The sequence below is a fragment of the Pseudomonas batumici genome, assembly GCF_036585405.1.
GTDB classification, from domain to species: Bacteria; Pseudomonadota; Gammaproteobacteria; order Pseudomonadales; family Pseudomonadaceae; genus Aquipseudomonas; species Aquipseudomonas batumici.
On sequence record NZ_CP144470.1, the window covers coordinates 6417361 to 6432854 of the forward strand.

A 15494-nucleotide genomic window follows, 5' to 3' on the forward strand; every position below is an offset into this window, starting at 1 on the left:
ATGGTTCAAAGAAACTCCTTTCGGATGTCGATACTCGACCGTTCGCCAATATTGCGGTAGTTCTCCGTGAGCCACGCTTCGGCCTCGCGTCGTCCGTTGTCGTGCAGTCTGCACAGGAAGCGCCAGTCCGCGTTGTACTTGCTGGACACGCTGAGCGCACACATCGCCTCGTCGGCCCGAATGGAGTGGATCAGCATTTCCTTCATCCCGTCGCGATCGACCTTGTCCTGCTGGATGAGATCGGTGACAAAGGCGATGGTGCGCATCTCACGCATCAGTGACGAGTTGAAGCTGATTTCATTGATGCGATTGAGGATATCGGCAGCGGTAATGGGCACGCCGGGGCGAACGAGCGGGTTGATGTGGACGATCACCACATCGCGCGTATTGCAGTGGTAGATCAACGGGAAAATGGCCGGGTTGCCCATGTAGCCGCCATCCCAGTAGTGCTGGCCGTCGATCGTGATCGCCTGGAACAAGGTCGGCACACAGGCCGAAGCAAGCACCGCCTCGGCGCAGACGTCATCGCCCGAGAAGATGCGGATCTTCCCCGTCTCGACATTGGTCGCGCACAGATAGAGGTGGAGCGGACATTGCTTTCGCAAAGCGGCGAAATCGACCTGCCTCTCCAGCACATTGCGCAGCGGACTCAAGTTGCGGCGATTGAACTGGTAGGGCGAGAAGAGACGAAGCGCCATGTCCGCGAACGTATACATGGGCGAATGGTCCAGCCCGAAGCTGTGCGTCCCTTTCAGCCATGGCATCCAGCGCAACGGGTTATGGCGCTCGGCGGACTGCGCCACGGCGTACCAGAAATCGTGCAGCGCCTGGCGCGCGCCGGCCTCGCCACCCTGCAGCATGCCGTAGGCCAACACGACGGCATTCATTGCGCCGGCACTGGTTGCGCTCACCCCTTCAATGGCAAGCCTGCCGTCCTCGAGCAACCGATCGAGCACGCCCCAGGTGAACGCACCGTGCATTCCGCCGCCCTGCAAAGCCAGCGCGACCGGCTTACGCTCATCACGGCCCCGACGATTACCAGTGTTCGTGGTCACGCTTGGTCTCCTCGTCAGTGCTGAGCCGAATCGGAACTTGTTGCGGCGCTTCGCCCCGTCACGCGCTCGCCGACGACACGCCGATGCCCCATTGCGCCCTGCGCGTCATCGGTCGTTCACCCCCCGCTTGATCCCCATGCATCGAGCAGCGCCTTGGCTTGTAGTACATCGACGCTGTCGAAGCCTTCGCTGAAGCAGCCATGGATATCGGCCAGCATTTGCCTGGCCGCTTCCTTGTCTCGTGTTTCCCATAGCTGAGCAAGGCTCACGGTGGCTCGTAGCTCGAGTGACTTTGCCCCTTGTTGTCGAGCGATCGAGATCGCCTTTTGAAAGCAGGCTTGCGCTTCCTGCTGCACGGAAGACTCCAGTTTGGCTTCGCCCGAACCCTGGAGAATAAGCGTTCCCTTGAGGCGGTACAGCTCTGCTTCGTAAAAGTGCTCGCCTGTTCTGTTCACCATAGCCAGAGCGTCGGTCACGGCATTCAATCCTGCTTGCGGTTGCCCAATGCGCCCCTGAGCTTCGGCCAGCAGGGCCAGAAAATAAGAACATCCAAGCTCTGCGCCGGCCGCCTGGTAAGTGGCGATACCCTGGGTTATCTGAGCGATTCCCTCGTCGATGTTTCCCTGCTCGGTGCGAACCCAACCCTGGAGAATGGACCCCCACGCCACATAAAACGGAAACCCCTGTTCGAGTGAAAGCTTGATGGCGGCATCAGCACACTCTTCGGCGAGTCGTACGTCCTGCCGAAGCTGTCCCAGTATCGACGTAGCCGACAGGGTGAAGGCCAGGCTGAACGGGTCGCAAACCTTATTGGCCAGGGCAAGGGCATCCCGGCCGCGCGTGCTTGCCTGATCGGGGAAACCCAATAACCAGAGGCACCAGCTCGAAAAGGTCAGGGCATAACCCGGATCCATGCCATAGGTAATGGCATGTGTACGATGACGGTCCGGGTTGTAGAGACCACGCGCCCGCTCCTGGTGTTCAAGGGCATTGCGCAGATCCCCCTGGAAAAGCAATGTCGCCCCGAGTGCGGCATGAGCGTCTACGAGCAAGTCCGGATCCTGCGCCGTTTGCGCAACACTGAGCAATCGTTCACCCAGTTCGCCCGCAGTTGAGTAGTGCGCACGCAACTCGTAGTAAGTCCGCAGCCCCAGGAGCGCAGGGAAAAGCATGTCGTCGCCGACTTGCGCACAGAGTGCCAGTGCACGGGTGTAGGTAGCCTCCACCTCGGGCGCACCATAGCCGCGCACGGCCATCAAGGCCGGCCCCAGGCAGAGCCGCAACGTCAGTTCCTGATGAGCACGCGTGGGCGTGTCGGGCAAATGCGCAAGCAGTTCCAGCGCCGCGCCGAGGTGACGAATCGCATCGAGATTGGCGCAGTGCTGGAGGGCCTGTTGCCCGGTACGGTGCAGGTATTCCACGGCCTTCGGGACATTGCCGCTCAGCCTGTAGTGGTGCGCCAGTTCGCTGCAGTAATCCTCGAGGCGGGTGGGGAACAGTGCCTCGATGGCTTGTGCGGTGCGTTCGTGCAGTGCGCTACGCCGCTCTGTCAGTAGCGAGTGGCCCGCGACCTCCTGGGTCAGCGCATGCTTGAACGAATACTCCACCTCCGGAAAGGCGGGCCGCTGGTAAATGAACTCCGCCGCCTCCAGTCGAGCCAGTAGATCGCGCAAATCGTCGTCCATCCGAGCGCCCCGCCCATCATGGATGTGCTGAATCAGGCTGAACGGAAACTCCTTGCCGATGACGGCGAGCGTCTGCAGCAATTCCTTCTGCGCAACGGGGAGCCGATCGATACGAGCGGTTAGCACACCTTGCACGGTGGTGGGAATATGCAGCGCGGCCGGCGTTTGCTCGATCCGGTAGCGGCCGGATTCGCCGAGCAGCGATTTCTCCTCAACCAGCGTTTGCACCACTTCCTCCATGAAGAACGGGTTGCCCTCCGTCTTTTCCAGGATGAGCTGTTTGAGGGGGACGAGGGAGGGGTCATCCCCAAGCAGTGCCGCGAGCATTCCCTGGGCTTCGGCCGGGGCCAGCGGTTCGAGCCGCAGTTGGCTGCAGTGACCTGCTCGCGTCCACACGGGCCGGTACTCAGGCCGGTAGTTCACCAGGAGCAGGAGCGGGGCGCTCGCCAAATGGTCGATGAGGTAGGCGAGGAATGCTTCGGTCTCGCGATCCAGCCATTGCAGGTCTTCGAACAGCAGTTGGATCGGCTGATTGCGGCTCTCGCGCACCAGCAGTTGAGTGATCGCGTCGAAGGTGCGGTCGCGCCGGATCTGAGGATCCATTTCCGCGAGCGCCGAACCGCGTTCGCCAATACCCAGCAGATAGAGCAGGTAGGGCACGAGATCCTCGAAGCTGCGCTCGAGCGTCAGGGTTTTTCCCAGGACCTTTTCCCGGCACCATCGTTCGTCGTCCTGGGCGGTGATCTGAAAATAGTTCTTCAGCAGTTCGATGAGCGGAAAATAGGCAAAGGCCTTGCCGTGCGACACCGAGAACGTCTCCAGCATCAAACAGCCGTGCCGCGAGCGTTCCTTGAACTCATGGAACAGCCGCGACTTCCCGACCCCGGCTTCACCGACTACCGCGACAACCCGTCCGTAACCCGCTTTGGCCTGTTCGAGCGCCTGATGCAGGTGCTCCAGCTCGAACTGGCGGCCGACAAACCGGGCCAGCCCGCGATGTGCCGCCACCTGCAGGCGCGTGCGCAGAGCGCCGAGCCCCTGCACCTCGTAAACGACGAGCGGATCGGGAATGCCTTTGACCTGGGTGGCCCCCAGCGTCCTGAACTCGAAATAGCCCTCCGCCAGCTTGTGGGTGGACTCGCTTACCAGGATCGATGATGGCGCGGCGATTCCCTCCATCCGGGACGCAATGTGGATCGTGTGCCCGACCGGATCGTAATCGGTGTGCAAATCGTCCGTGCGGATCGAGCGCACGACAACCTCACCGGTGTGGATGCCGACGCGGATTTGCAGCGGAATACCTTTCTCCAGGCGAATACGGTCGCCATGTTGGCGAATGGCCTGCTGCATGCGCAGTGCCGCATACAGCGCTCGCTGCGGGTGGTCTTCGTGGGCGATGGGGGCGCCGAATAGCGCGAGGATGCCATCGCCCAGCGTCTTGGCCACATAGCCTTCGTAGTAGTGGACGGCTTCCATCATCATCGCGACGACAGGCTCGATCAGGCGCTGGGCCTCTTCCGGATCGAGGTCGTGGATCAGCGCCGTGGAGCCGGCCATATCGGCAAACAGCGCCGTGACGGTCTTGCGTTCGCCGGTGGGCTTGCCCCGGGCTTGCATGGCGGCCTGTTCGGCGCGAATACGCTCGGCCAAGTGGTGGGGGGTGTAATGAATAGGGGCTGGAGAAGGCCCTGAAACAGGCCGGGGGGGCGGTGATGGCGCAGTGGCTTCATCGGTCAGTGGCGCGCCGCATTCGCTGCAGAACTTGGCACCAAGGTCCGCCTCGTGGCCGCAGCGTAGACAACGGCGAGACAGCTTGGCGCCGCACGCTTCACAGAAGCCGGCCCCGGAGGGATTCTCGAATCCACAGGTTGCGCAGCGCATAGGACTTCTTCCCTTTGCACGTGTTCAAGACGACCACCCCAAATACGGAAAGCGTGACATCGATCTGGCGAAATACAGACTGAAGTCATTGGGCCAGTAGCGCATCCCCCCTTTCATCGAAAGAAGAAGGGGGAAGCCCGAACCGATGGACATCCTTGCAACCCTACGTTTAACGATAGTCGACAAGGCTGCCGAGCGCGCCGTGCGCGACAAGGGGTGCCGTATAGGCAGTGGCTCCGATGTCGAACTGACCCAGGCGCTGAGCTGTCACTCAGCTATTCTGATTTCTCGCTAAACATTACCTGTGCTGATCGTACAAACCCTAACCATTGATTGGGAGGTTGGTCATGAATCTTGGGCTAAAAGGAAAGCGGGCGCTCGTAACCGGTTCAACAGCTGGCATCGGGCTAGCTACTGCACGCGCGCTGGCGGCCGAGGGCGCTTTTGTCACCGTGAACGGCCGAACCCAGGCACGCGTCGACAGCGCCGTGAGTGGCCTAAGGCGTGACCTTCCCGACGCGAGCGTCAGCGGGATCGCCGCTGACCTGAGCAGTCGCGAAGGCTTCGAAAGACTGATTGCGCAGCTTCCCGAAGTCGATGTGTTGGTCAACAACCTCGGCATTTTCGAAGTGAAGTCATTCGAGCAGATTTCGGATGAAGATTGGATTCATTACTTTGAGGTCAACGTACTTAGCGGCATCCGGCTTTCGCGCCACTATGTGGGCGGGATGCGATCCCATAACTGGGGGCGTATCGTTTTTGTGTCGAGCGAGTCAGGCCTTCAGATTCCGACTGAAATGATCCACTACGGCATGACCAAAACCGCGCAACTGGCTGTCGCACGAGGTCTGGCCGAGACGCTCGTTGGCACAGGCGTCACGGTCAACAGTGTACTGCCGGGCCCCACCGCGTCAGAAGGCGTGGGTGGATTCGTGGCGCAAATGGCGGCGGACCGGGGTGTTGACGTCGCGACAGTGGAACGCGAGTTTTTCGCAACGGCGCGCCCGTCGTCGATACTTCAGCGTTTTACAACACCTGACGAGATCGCGGCGATGATTACCTATATCTGCGGTGTCCCCGCATCGGCAACCACAGGCGCATCGCTGCGGGTAGATGGCGGTGTGGTGCGGACGATCGCATAAGCTTGGGCTCTGCAGGCGTCCCCTTTCTGAGGTGTGGGGGCTTACTCCCGTTTCTCGGCCACCAACAGCAACGACTGTGGCAGCGGATTTTGCGGGTGTTGCGGCTCCTGCAGAGCGGCCAAACGAAAACCGGCCATGTCCAGTGCATTGAGCCAGCTGGACAAGGTCCGGAAGTACCATGGCATGGGGTGCCATTGCCCCTGGAACCCTGTGAAGGTCTCGTTGCGCCAACCATCCTGATAGTCGCCTGCCGCCGCGGTCCACGGATGCAGGGTCTGGATCACCAGCGCTCCGCCAGGGGCGAGCAGGGCGTTCATGGCGGCGAGCAGAGGGATGATGTCCTGGTGCAGCAGGGCGAAGTTGGCGCAGATCAGGTCGTAGTCGCGGCCGATGTCCACTTTCGCCTCCACCAGCGCTTCATAGCTCGCCAAATGCACCTGCGAAGAGCCCGCCGCCCGCGCCGCCTCGACCAGCGTCGCATCGCCATCCACCCCGACTGCATTGACGCCCCGTTTAGCCAGCGCCCGCAACAGCCAACCTTCACCGCAGCCCAGGTCGAGCACGCGCTCGGGCTGGCGGCCCAGCACCGCCAGCAGGATAGCCTGGTCGGTGACCTGGAGGCGGCTTTCGATGGCGCCGCTGCGGACGGCTTCGATCCAGGATTGGGCGTTGTGGTGCCAGCTTTGCAGGAGGGTGGATTCGGGGGCGGGCATTTCGCTGTCCGGAGTGGGTGGTTGGAGGGAAGGATAGGTCAAGTGCGGGTGCAGCGGACCTGCCTTTGAAAGACAAAACGCCCGATGCGAGGCACCGGGCGTTGGGGTGACACAGGTGTAAACCTGTTTCAGGACTGGACCGCCTGCCTTTACAAGGCTCCGGCCCGCTGTTGTTTCAACCCGTCGACAACCTTCGGCGAAACAGGCTCGGGCGGTGTGCCGCGTCGCATGACATGGCCGAGGGTCATGATCACGATCGGCGTGAAAAGAGCGATGTAGGCATTGTCGATGCCCCACGGATTGCCGGCCAGGAACCACCCGACAGTCGCCACCAGGGAGGCGATGATGCTCAGGAACGCGGCTTTCGGCGTGCCGAATTTAGGCGCGTAGAACACCAGGAGCACCAGCACCGCCAGAGACGCGCGCAAGGCTTTGCCGAGGAAGGCGATCATCAGCACTTTCTCGGAGGTCAGGGCCAGCGCGATCGGCAGCAGGCCGACGGCGATAGTCGCCAGCCGGACAAAACGCAGGGATTTGACGTCGCTTTTTTCCGGGTTGAACCAAGGCTCGTAGAAGTCGCGCAGCAATAACGTGGCTGAACCCATGCTCACCGCCGAGATGGTGCCGAACAGCGAGCCCGCCAAACCTGCAACCACCAGGCCCGCTGTCAGTCGATCCATGCTCGCGATCAGGCGGGGAAAGGCTTGCAGCGAATCGATCTGCGGAAACAACGCGGCGCTGCACATGCCGATCAATGCCGCCCCGATACCGAAAGGGATCATCAGGCCTGCGCAATAGAAACATGCGCGTTGCGCCTTGCCCGCGTCGCTGACCGTGTTCACCGCTTGAATCACATATTGGGTGGAGAAGATCGAGCCGATGCCGGCGATCATCCAGGCGATGATTTGACCCCAGCCGATGGCGGTCCAGTCGAACATGTTTTGCGGCAGCTGAGTGTGCAGGGCGCTGATGCCCCCTACCTGTTTCAAGCCGAACCACAGCGCCAGCCCGACGCCGAGGTATTTGAGGCTGGCATGTACGAAGTTGGTATAGATGACCGAGCGCATGCCGCCGATGCTGACGTACATCACTGAAACGACACCCACAATGATGATCGCCAGCGTGCGATCGACTTGCAGCACACTGGCCAACACCGCGCCACCGCTGGCATAGATCGAAACCGCGACGATTTCCAGGGCGAAGATAGTGATGATCGACGTGGCAAAACGGGTTTTTTGCCCGTAGTTGCGCGACAGCACACCGGAGATGGTGTTGTCGCCCAGGTCCTTGTATTTGCGCGCCAGCAGCCAGGCGAACAGCACAAAGCCCAGCGCCAGCGCGAAGAGGTTCCAGGCGGCGGAGATACCGGTTTTGAAGCCCGTCTGGGCGGTGCCGACGCTGACGGCCGTGCCGATGAATTCCGACAGCATCAGAAAGCCGATCAGGAACGCCGGAAAGTGTCCGCCGCCTGTCGTGTAGTTATTGGTGCTATGGGAATGTCGACGAACACCGAAACTGATCAGCGCGAGGCTGAGCATATAGAGACCGGTGATGGACAGGACGATCCAGGAAGAGGTGGGCTGCATGGTCGTTACCCGATCAACGTGATGAAGGTTGATGGGAACGCAGCAGGAACGCTTTCGCAGGCTGGATTCATGGCTATGCTCTGTAAGTATTATTGTGGTGCGTTTCAGCTTCCTCTCTCTGATTTGTGGTGTCTAATATTGATGAAGTATGGGTGAATACCTTCAAGGTATTGTTGTGTGAGAAAAAGGATCTCGCACAGGGCCTGGCGGCTGGTTTTATTCCGACAGGCCGGTCATCGCATCCGGCATCAGAGGTCCATCACCATCTCGTGCCAGGCCATTCCGCCGTGGTCAGAAGGCGAGGGTCGTACGTAGTCGTAACCCATGCGGCGATACAGCTCTACGTGCTGCTCCTTGCACATCAAGTGGATGCTTCGCTTGCCTTGTACTCTCATGCGTTGGACGAACTCGGCCATCATCCGTGTCGAGTAACCCTTGCCTTGCCTGCCAGGGGCAATCACCACCGACATGATGACGACGTTCGGCGCCTCCGCTGAATGGCCTACCAGTTCCTTGAAGGCCTCGTCAGACATGACGACTTCATGAGCGCAGCCACTGTTGATGAAACCGATGATTTTTCCGGCGTCTTCCAGAATCAGGAAGCCTTGAGGGTACTGCGCAATGCGAGTCGAGATCTTCTCCAGGGTCGCGGCTTCGTCGCCTTCATAGGCATCTGACTCGATCTGAAAGCAGGGGGCCGCGTCCGAGGGCACGGCGTTACGAAAAGCGAGGGTGGTCATCAGCGCTCCTGGGCGGGTTCTACACAGAGATTGAAGACAATGGCGCGAAGCCACATAGCGTTTTGCAATCTGTGCTGTGAAAGGGTGGGGGATCCCAACTGAGGATTCTGCCTCATAACGATCTTGCGATTGTCATGAAACTGCTGATTTTCTCACCCACGGAGGCACGCCCACTAGCGGTATTCTGCTCGATACAGATTCCGGAAAAGAACACCATCACCAGTTCCGCAATGGCATCCGCGGCCATTTTTGGATGCTCCGCTTCAATGTTCCTGACGATCATCGGCTTGAGTTGCGCTCTGACGCTCGCCGCCAGGTCGTGGACCTCTGCCGGCAGGTCGCTGAATTCTCGCATTGAGTTCACGGAGAAGCAGCCCGCCTGTCCGTTGGCTTGTGCCTCGCTCAAGCGCAGGAAACGCTCGATGTTGTGCCAGCCAGAAGGCTCGGCATTGATGATCTCCCAGCCACCACGGGTCTCGAAGTAGTAGCGCAGGCTCTCTAGAAAGAGATCCTCCTTGCCCCTGAACTCGGAGTACAGGCCCGATTTGTTGACGCCTGTAGCCCGCTCCAGATCTTGCACACTGGTACCGTAGAAGCCGTGCTTCCAGAACACTGGCAGAGCTTTCTCCAGCACACCCTCACGACTGAATTTTTTGGGGCGACCCATCGTTGTCTTCCTTAAAAAACCATTTGGTTCAAAAAATCCTTGCCAGGGATCCTGGCATGATTTAATAATGAACCAATTGGTTTTATACGTCCAGTCGCTCGTTGCCTCTGACGCAAGCCACTCCCAACCCCATAGCCCAGAGACCTGGAAATGACGACTCAACCTTCTTCCCTGCTGCACCGCTCGTTGCTTGGCGATCTCGAACTGCGCAATAGCGCCGTAATGGCTCCGCTCACTCGGGCGCGGGCGACGAATCCCGGCCATGTTCCGAACGACCTGATGCGCCTCTATTACCAGCAGCGCGCGACTGCGGGACTGATCATCAGCGAAGGCACCTGGGTCAGCGAAGACGGGCAGGGCTGGTATGGCGCCCCTGGCCTCTACACCGCGGAACAGGTCGAGGGCTGGAAAGCGATCACTGATGCGGTGCATGCCGAGGGCGGGCTGATCTTTGCACAGCTCTGGCATCAGGGGGCGGTCTCGCTGCCTGAGTTCTTCTCTGACGGCCGGCTGCCGATAGCCCCTTCGGCTGTCAATCCAGGGCAGTTGGTCCACGGCAGCAATGGCCTTGAAATGACCGTCGAACCCCGCGCCATGACGCGGGACGACATTAAAAAAGCGATTGCCGACTTCCGTCACGCGGCTGAGATGGCCAAGGAAGCGGGCTTTGATGGTGTGCAAATCCAGGCAGGCTATGTGTACCTGATCCAGCAGTTCCTGCATGAAACCACCAATCTGCGAACCGACGAATATGGCGGCAGCATCGAGAATCGCGCACGCTTTCTGTTCGACGTCCTGGAGGCGGTTCTAGAGGTATGGCCGAGCCACCGAGTGGGTGTGAAAACCGGACCGATGATGAACGAGCACGGCGCGTTGAAGGCAACAGAATCAACCTTGCCTACAGTCGAATACGTTTACAAAAAGCTCTCGGGCTACAACCTCTCGCATCTGCTGGTCATGCGGCAACAAGCCGATTTGACCGGTACGCCCATCGCGCATCTGGCAGGGGACGGGGTGCTGGACCACGTCCTTCAGCATTATTCCGGGAACATCATTATCAACACCAACGTCACGATCGAACACGGCCAGCAGTTGCTCGATGCCGGTTTGGTGGACGGGGTTGCGTTCGGTCGCGAGTTCATCGCCAATCCGGACCTGGTGGAGCGTATTCGCCTGGGCGCTGCGCTGAACGAACAGCGTCCAGAGGGGTATTACAGGGCGGGTCCTGAAGGCTATACGGATTATCCGCGCCTCATCGATTGACCGGAGTGATGCTTATGGAGGCGCCTGTGTCGGCGACGTCGGGGAGGATTCGATGGGCATCAATGGAGGGAACTCTTCGGGCGTCAGTGTTTCCTTTTCCAGCAGCAGGTGGGCGCCGGAATCCAGGTCGGCCCGGCGACTGTCGAGCAGCGCTTTGGCACGGCCATAGGCTTCATCGAGCAAGGCACGGATGCCCAGGTCAATTTCCCGTGCGGTTTGTTCCGAATAGTCCTTCTGGCCCAACCCGACCATGTGTTCGCCCAGATACGTAGGGCTTTGCCGTTCCAGTACCGACTGACCGAGTTCGGCGCTCATGCCGAAACGGGTGATCAACTGCCGGGCGATGTCGGTCGCCCGGGTCAGGTCGTCGGCTGCGCCCGTGGAGATCTGGCCATAGACGATGTACTCGGCAGCCCGACCAGCCATCAGTACGACGATTCGATCCTTGAGCATCTGGCAACTGATCAGGAAGTGATCCTCGGTCGGTCGCTGCAAGGTATAACCCAGCGAGCCAATGGAGCGGGGGATGATCGAGACTTTGTGTACCGGGTCCATCCCGGGCAAGGTGCCGGCGGCCAGGGCATGTCCCATTTCGTGATAGGCCACCACCAGGCGCTCATCAGGCCGTAACAGGCTGCTCTTGCGTTCGACACCTGCGACGATGCGTTCCACCGCGGCGGTGAAGTCGTCGAGGCTGACGACTTCGCCTCCCCGGCGGGTGGCAACGATGGCGGCTTCGTTGATCAGGTTCGCCAGGTCCGCACCGGTGAAGCCTGTCGTGATTTCGGCGATACGCTCGCAGTCGATGTCGGGGGCTGCGCTGATTTTTTTCAGATGGACCTTGAGAATGGCCTGTCGGCCTTTTCGATCGGGGCGGTCGATCACCAGTTGACGGTCGAAGCGGCCGGCCCGCAACAGCGCCGGATCCAGTACTTCTGGTCGATTGGTCGCCGCCAGCAGGACCACACCTTCACGCGGGTCGAAACCATCCAGCTCGGCCAGCAGCTGGTTGAGCGTCTGCTCTTTTTCGTCGTTGCCGCCGAACGCACCGACACCGCGCATTTTGCCCAGGGCGTCGAGTTCGTCGATGAAAATAATGCAAGGTGCCGCCTCGCGTGCCTGCTCGAACAGGTCGCGTACTCGAGCGGCACCGATACCGACGAACATTTCGACGAAAGCGGAGCCGGAAATCGAGAAAAACGGCACACCGGCTTCACCGGCGATAGCCTTGGCCACCAGGGTCTTGCCGGTGCCCGGTGGGCCGACCAGCAGGGTGCCCTTGGGAATATGGGCGCCCAGGCGCGTGTATCTGGCCTTGTCCTTCAGGAACGAGACGATTTCCACCAGCTCGGCCTTGGCTTCATCGATGCCCGCGACATCGGCGAAGGTGACGCCGGTATCGCGCTCGACAAAGACCTTGGCCCGTGACTTGCCGATATTCATCAGCCCACCCATGCCCTGTTTTTCGGCCATGCTGCGGAACAGGAATTGCCAGAGCAGCATGATCATGACAAAGGGCAGTAGCCAACCCAGCAGTCCGTTCAGCAGGGTGTTTTCGCTGACTCCGGAAAAGCTGACACCCGATTGAGCCAGTTCGGCCGCCAGCGTGGGATCGACCCGCACGGTCGTGAACAGGTCGTGGCCGTCGATGGGCTCCTGCAGTTTGCCGCTGATCTGGTCCTTCTCGATCCGCAACTCGCTGACCTTATGCTCGGCTGACAATTGCAGGAACTGACTGTAGGGGATGCTCTGTACAGAATGGCGCTCAACAAAAAAAAGCTGAGCGAGCGTAAGAACCAGAAAGGTGATCGCGAAGTAGGAAAGGTTCCACTGGTGATTCTTCTTCATGGCCTTGGCCCAGGAAGGAAAGACGGGCTCGGGCGGTACCCTGCCTATCGGCTCAATCGCCCAACGCGCAGGCTCAAGCCCTTTGAGCATCTAAATACGATTCTAGACGTCATCAGCCCAGGCACTGGGTTTACGCTGGCTCCCGAGCTATCGGACCCTGTCGTATTTCGGCTAATCAGTCGGTGAGCCCCTCCATGCCAGCCTGGTTTAGCGCCGCCCTTAGAGGGCCATGCGCACGGCCAGGCCCGCGAGGACCGTCCCCATCAGCCAGCGTTGCACGATCTGCCACATGGGCCTGCTGGCGAGAAATGACGCGATGGAGCCTGCCATGATGGCAATCACTGAGTTGACGCTCACGCTAATGACGATCTGCGTAAAGCCAAGCACGAGGGATTGCGTCAGCACGCTGCCGTGGCCGGTGGGGGTGATGAATTGGGGGAGCAGCGACAAATACATGACCGCGATCTTGGGGTTCAGCATATTGGTGACAAAGCCCATCATGAACAGCTTGCGCGGGCCGTCCTGGGGCAAGTCGCGCACCTGGAACGGCGAGCGGCCGCCGGGCTTGACCGCCTGCCAGGCCAGGTAGAGCAGATAGAGTGCGCCGCCGAGTCGCAGGGCGTCATAGGCATAGGGAACCGCCAGGACCAGGGCAGTGATGCCCAATGCGGCGCAAAACATGTAGACGACGAAACCCAGCGCCACGCCGCCCAGGGATATCAGCCCGGCCATTCGTCCCTGGCAGATCGACCGCGAGATGAGATAGATCATGTTCGGGCCGGGAGTCAGCACCATGCCAAGCGAGATCAGGCCGTAGGCAACCAGGTTGGACAGTTCGGGCATGGCGTAACTCCTGTAAGGAAGAGATAACGAATGGGAGGCTGCGCGAAAACAAAACGGTTTTCGCCATCTCGGATGGTATGAACCTGATGAATGGGGCAATAGTAGGGCGGGCAAACGGGGAGCGTTAGATACAGATTGACTGACGAAACGTCATACAGCAGTCGCAGCACTTGATCTCAAGAGAAAAGGTGTAATGAGAAAGCCCAGCAGAGTGCTGGGCTTTGTTGTTTTTGGAAGCGGGGGAGATGGTCCGGATGAGGCTCAGATCACCGGATTAATGCCCCGTATTGCTCTCAGCCTGGCGGGCTGCTTTTTCATTTTTATGGTTCTTCATGTCCTGCCAGGCGCCCCAGGCGATGACAACGATTCCAAAGATAGCCAGCAGAATGAGTTGACCGGTAGGCATAGCCTGCTCCTTGCAAAAAACGCCCATTGAACGCGCTGCCGCGCCTCCTGCCAAATTGAGGGGGTTACTGAATGTTTCGGCATGACCACGCTGGCCGCTCAGGTAGCAATCTCCACCTTGCAAGCACGGGTCAACCCGCCGAACGGTCGTTGGAGCTGCTTGACAGTATGAGCATATGCTCCTAATTTAGACGAATAGGGGCATATGCCCCTATTTCGAATCGTATAGGAGCATATGCTCCAATCAATTGAGAGGACTACGATCATGAGCGAAGCCGACATTCTTGTAAGCGGTGCAACCGGGCGTACGGGTGGGGCGGCCATCGATGAGCTGCTCAAGATGGGCAAGCACGTGCGAGCTTACGTGCGCTCGGACGACGAGAGGGCTGCGGCCCTGCGCGAGCGTGGGGTTGAAATTGCTATTGGCGATTTCACCGATATCGATGCTATCCGCGCGGCGATGGAAGGCATCCGCTCGGCCTATTTCCTTTATCCGCTGGCAGGGGGAATCGTCGAAGGTGCAGCGTATTTTGCTCAAGCCGCGAAGGAAGCTGGAGTAGAGGCGATCGTGAACATGTCGCAGATTTCTGCACGGCGTGAGTCCAAGAGTCATTTGGCGCAGGATCACTGGATCTCCGAGCGTGTCTTCGACTGGTCGGGCGTACCCATAACGCACCTGCGCCCCACGTTCTTTGCGGACTGGCTCGTGTACCCTCACTTCGCCAAGGAGATCTGGGCCAGGAAAAAAATCGAGTTTCCCTTCGAGAATGGTCGTCACGCGCCAATCGCGACTGACGACCAAGGGCGGGTGATCGCCCATATCCTGGCCAACCCTGCCGGACACGAGGGTAAGATCTACAGCCTTCACGGCCCGGTCGAGATGAATCAGGCCGAGATCGCTGCTGCCATGAGCGAGGTGCTTGGCGCGAAAATCGAGTACGCACCGGCATCGATCGAGGCGTTCGAGCGTAAGATGACGCAGGAGTACAAGTTTCCGCCAGCCTTGGTACAGCATCTGGTTGAAGTCGCTCAGGACTACCGGGAGGGCGTCTTCGCGGGTGTGAACGATGTGGTGGAGCAGGTTACCGGTACGCCCGCGTTGTCCGTGCAGGCGTTCATCGAAAAATACCGGGACGTCTATGCGTGACCCGTACGTCCAGGTCATCAGTAATCATCTGTGGTAGAGAGGAAATATAGAGATGCTGCCGGTCAACCAACCGCTAGGGATCGCCCAGTGCAATTGCTCCGCAATCAGGAAGGCGAGCCGGCAGATCTCTCGCTTCTACGATGCGCACCTCGAGCCATCGGGGCTGCGAATCACCCAGTACCTGACCTTGGCCGCTCTCTATGAGTTGGGGAGTGCTGCAATCAATACCCTGGCTGAACGACTTGATATCGAGCGCACGGCGATGGGAAAAATGGCCGGCTTTCTGGAGCGCGAGGGATTGATCTCGATCCGTCCCTCGCCATCGGACGGTAGAAGTCGTCTTGTAGCGCTAACCGAGGAAGGTATGAGTTTGTTCAAAAGAGCCGCTCCTCTCTGGGAAGAGGCTCAACGAGAGTTCGAGCAATTGAACGGCACTGAAACAGTAACGTCGCTGCGGCAGGATCTGGCTCGCGTGAAAGTCGGTGATAGGGTTGGGATATCCGACGACTGAAAACCCGT

13 protein-coding genes and 1 pseudogene are annotated in these 15494 nt (G+C 59.7%); 4 read left to right on the forward strand and 10 right to left on the reverse strand.

Annotation, left to right across the window (positions count from 1 at the left end; translation table 11 throughout):
- Positions 1-5: 5 nt before the first annotated feature.
- The 3 genes and pseudogenes from NUH87_RS29580 to NUH87_RS31440 all read right to left on the reverse strand — a co-directional run.
- Positions 6-1055, reverse strand: a complete 1050-nt coding sequence (locus NUH87_RS29580) for a patatin-like phospholipase family protein (protein ID WP_338523814.1) — start codon at positions 1053-1055, stop codon at positions 6-8.
- 116 nt (positions 1056-1171) lie between these two features.
- Positions 1172-4390 (reverse strand): adenylate/guanylate cyclase domain-containing protein, encoded by a 3219-nt coding sequence (locus NUH87_RS29585; RefSeq protein WP_338523815.1) that lies wholly within the window; start codon positions 4388-4390, stop codon positions 1172-1174.
- Between the two features lie 90 nt (positions 4391-4480).
- Positions 4481-4621, reverse strand: a pseudogene (locus NUH87_RS31440) (double zinc ribbon domain-containing protein); the annotation flags it as partial.
- A 347-nt stretch (positions 4622-4968) separates the two neighbouring features.
- Here NUH87_RS31440 and NUH87_RS29590 point away from each other — a divergent pair.
- Positions 4969-5763: an SDR family NAD(P)-dependent oxidoreductase gene (locus NUH87_RS29590; RefSeq protein ID WP_338523816.1), complete on the forward strand. Its 795-nt coding sequence runs from the start codon at positions 4969-4971 to the stop codon at positions 5761-5763.
- Positions 5764-5804: 41 nt separating this feature from the next.
- Here NUH87_RS29590 and NUH87_RS29595 read toward each other — a convergent pair whose 3' ends face one another.
- From NUH87_RS29595 to NUH87_RS29610, 4 genes are all read right to left on the reverse strand, one after another.
- Positions 5805-6476 (reverse strand): class I SAM-dependent methyltransferase, encoded by a 672-nt coding sequence (locus tag NUH87_RS29595; protein ID WP_338523817.1) that lies wholly within the window; start codon positions 6474-6476, stop codon positions 5805-5807.
- Positions 6477-6625: 149 nt separating this feature from the next.
- Positions 6626-8062, reverse strand: coding sequence for a sodium:solute symporter family protein (locus tag NUH87_RS29600; RefSeq protein WP_338523818.1), 1437 nt, complete (start codon positions 8060-8062; stop codon positions 6626-6628).
- A 248-nt stretch (positions 8063-8310) separates the two neighbouring features.
- Positions 8311-8802, reverse strand: coding sequence for a GNAT family N-acetyltransferase (locus NUH87_RS29605; RefSeq protein ID WP_338523819.1), 492 nt, complete (start codon positions 8800-8802; stop codon positions 8311-8313).
- A gap of 112 nt (positions 8803-8914) precedes the next feature.
- The gene (locus tag NUH87_RS29610; protein ID WP_338523820.1) at positions 8915-9469 is read right to left on the reverse strand and encodes a TetR/AcrR family transcriptional regulator; all 555 of its coding nucleotides are present in this window, start codon (positions 9467-9469) and stop codon (positions 8915-8917) included.
- Between the two features lie 150 nt (positions 9470-9619).
- Between NUH87_RS29610 and NUH87_RS29615 the strand changes: the two genes are divergently transcribed.
- Entirely contained in the window at positions 9620-10732 is a 1113-nt protein-coding gene (locus tag NUH87_RS29615) for an alkene reductase (RefSeq protein WP_040067415.1), read from the forward strand.
- 12 nt (positions 10733-10744) lie between these two features.
- On the opposite strand, the gene ftsH is transcribed toward NUH87_RS29615, so the two are convergent.
- The 3 genes from ftsH to NUH87_RS29630 all read right to left on the reverse strand — a co-directional run bounded on the left by ftsH (position 10745) and on the right by NUH87_RS29630 (position 13829).
- Complete coding sequence (gene ftsH, locus NUH87_RS29620; protein ID WP_338523821.1) at positions 10745-12580, reverse strand: ATP-dependent zinc metalloprotease FtsH; 1836 nt, start codon at positions 12578-12580, stop codon at positions 10745-10747.
- Positions 12581-12799: 219 nt separating this feature from the next.
- Positions 12800-13423 carry a LysE family translocator gene (locus NUH87_RS29625; protein ID WP_040067419.1) on the reverse strand — a complete coding sequence of 208 codons (624 nt, stop codon included), beginning with the start codon at positions 13421-13423 and terminating at the stop codon, positions 12800-12802.
- A gap of 274 nt (positions 13424-13697) precedes the next feature.
- Complete coding sequence (locus NUH87_RS29630) at positions 13698-13829, reverse strand: hypothetical protein (protein WP_338523822.1); 132 nt, start codon at positions 13827-13829, stop codon at positions 13698-13700.
- Between the two features lie 264 nt (positions 13830-14093).
- Here NUH87_RS29630 and NUH87_RS29635 point away from each other — a divergent pair, with 264 nt between their 5' ends.
- Positions 14094-14975, forward strand: coding sequence for an NmrA family NAD(P)-binding protein (locus NUH87_RS29635; protein WP_338523823.1), 882 nt, complete (start codon positions 14094-14096; stop codon positions 14973-14975).
- Positions 14976-15027: 52 nt separating this feature from the next.
- Positions 15028-15486: a MarR family transcriptional regulator gene (locus NUH87_RS29640; protein ID WP_338523824.1), complete on the forward strand. Its 459-nt coding sequence runs from the start codon at positions 15028-15030 to the stop codon at positions 15484-15486.
- The last annotated feature ends 8 nt before the right edge of the window (positions 15487-15494 follow it).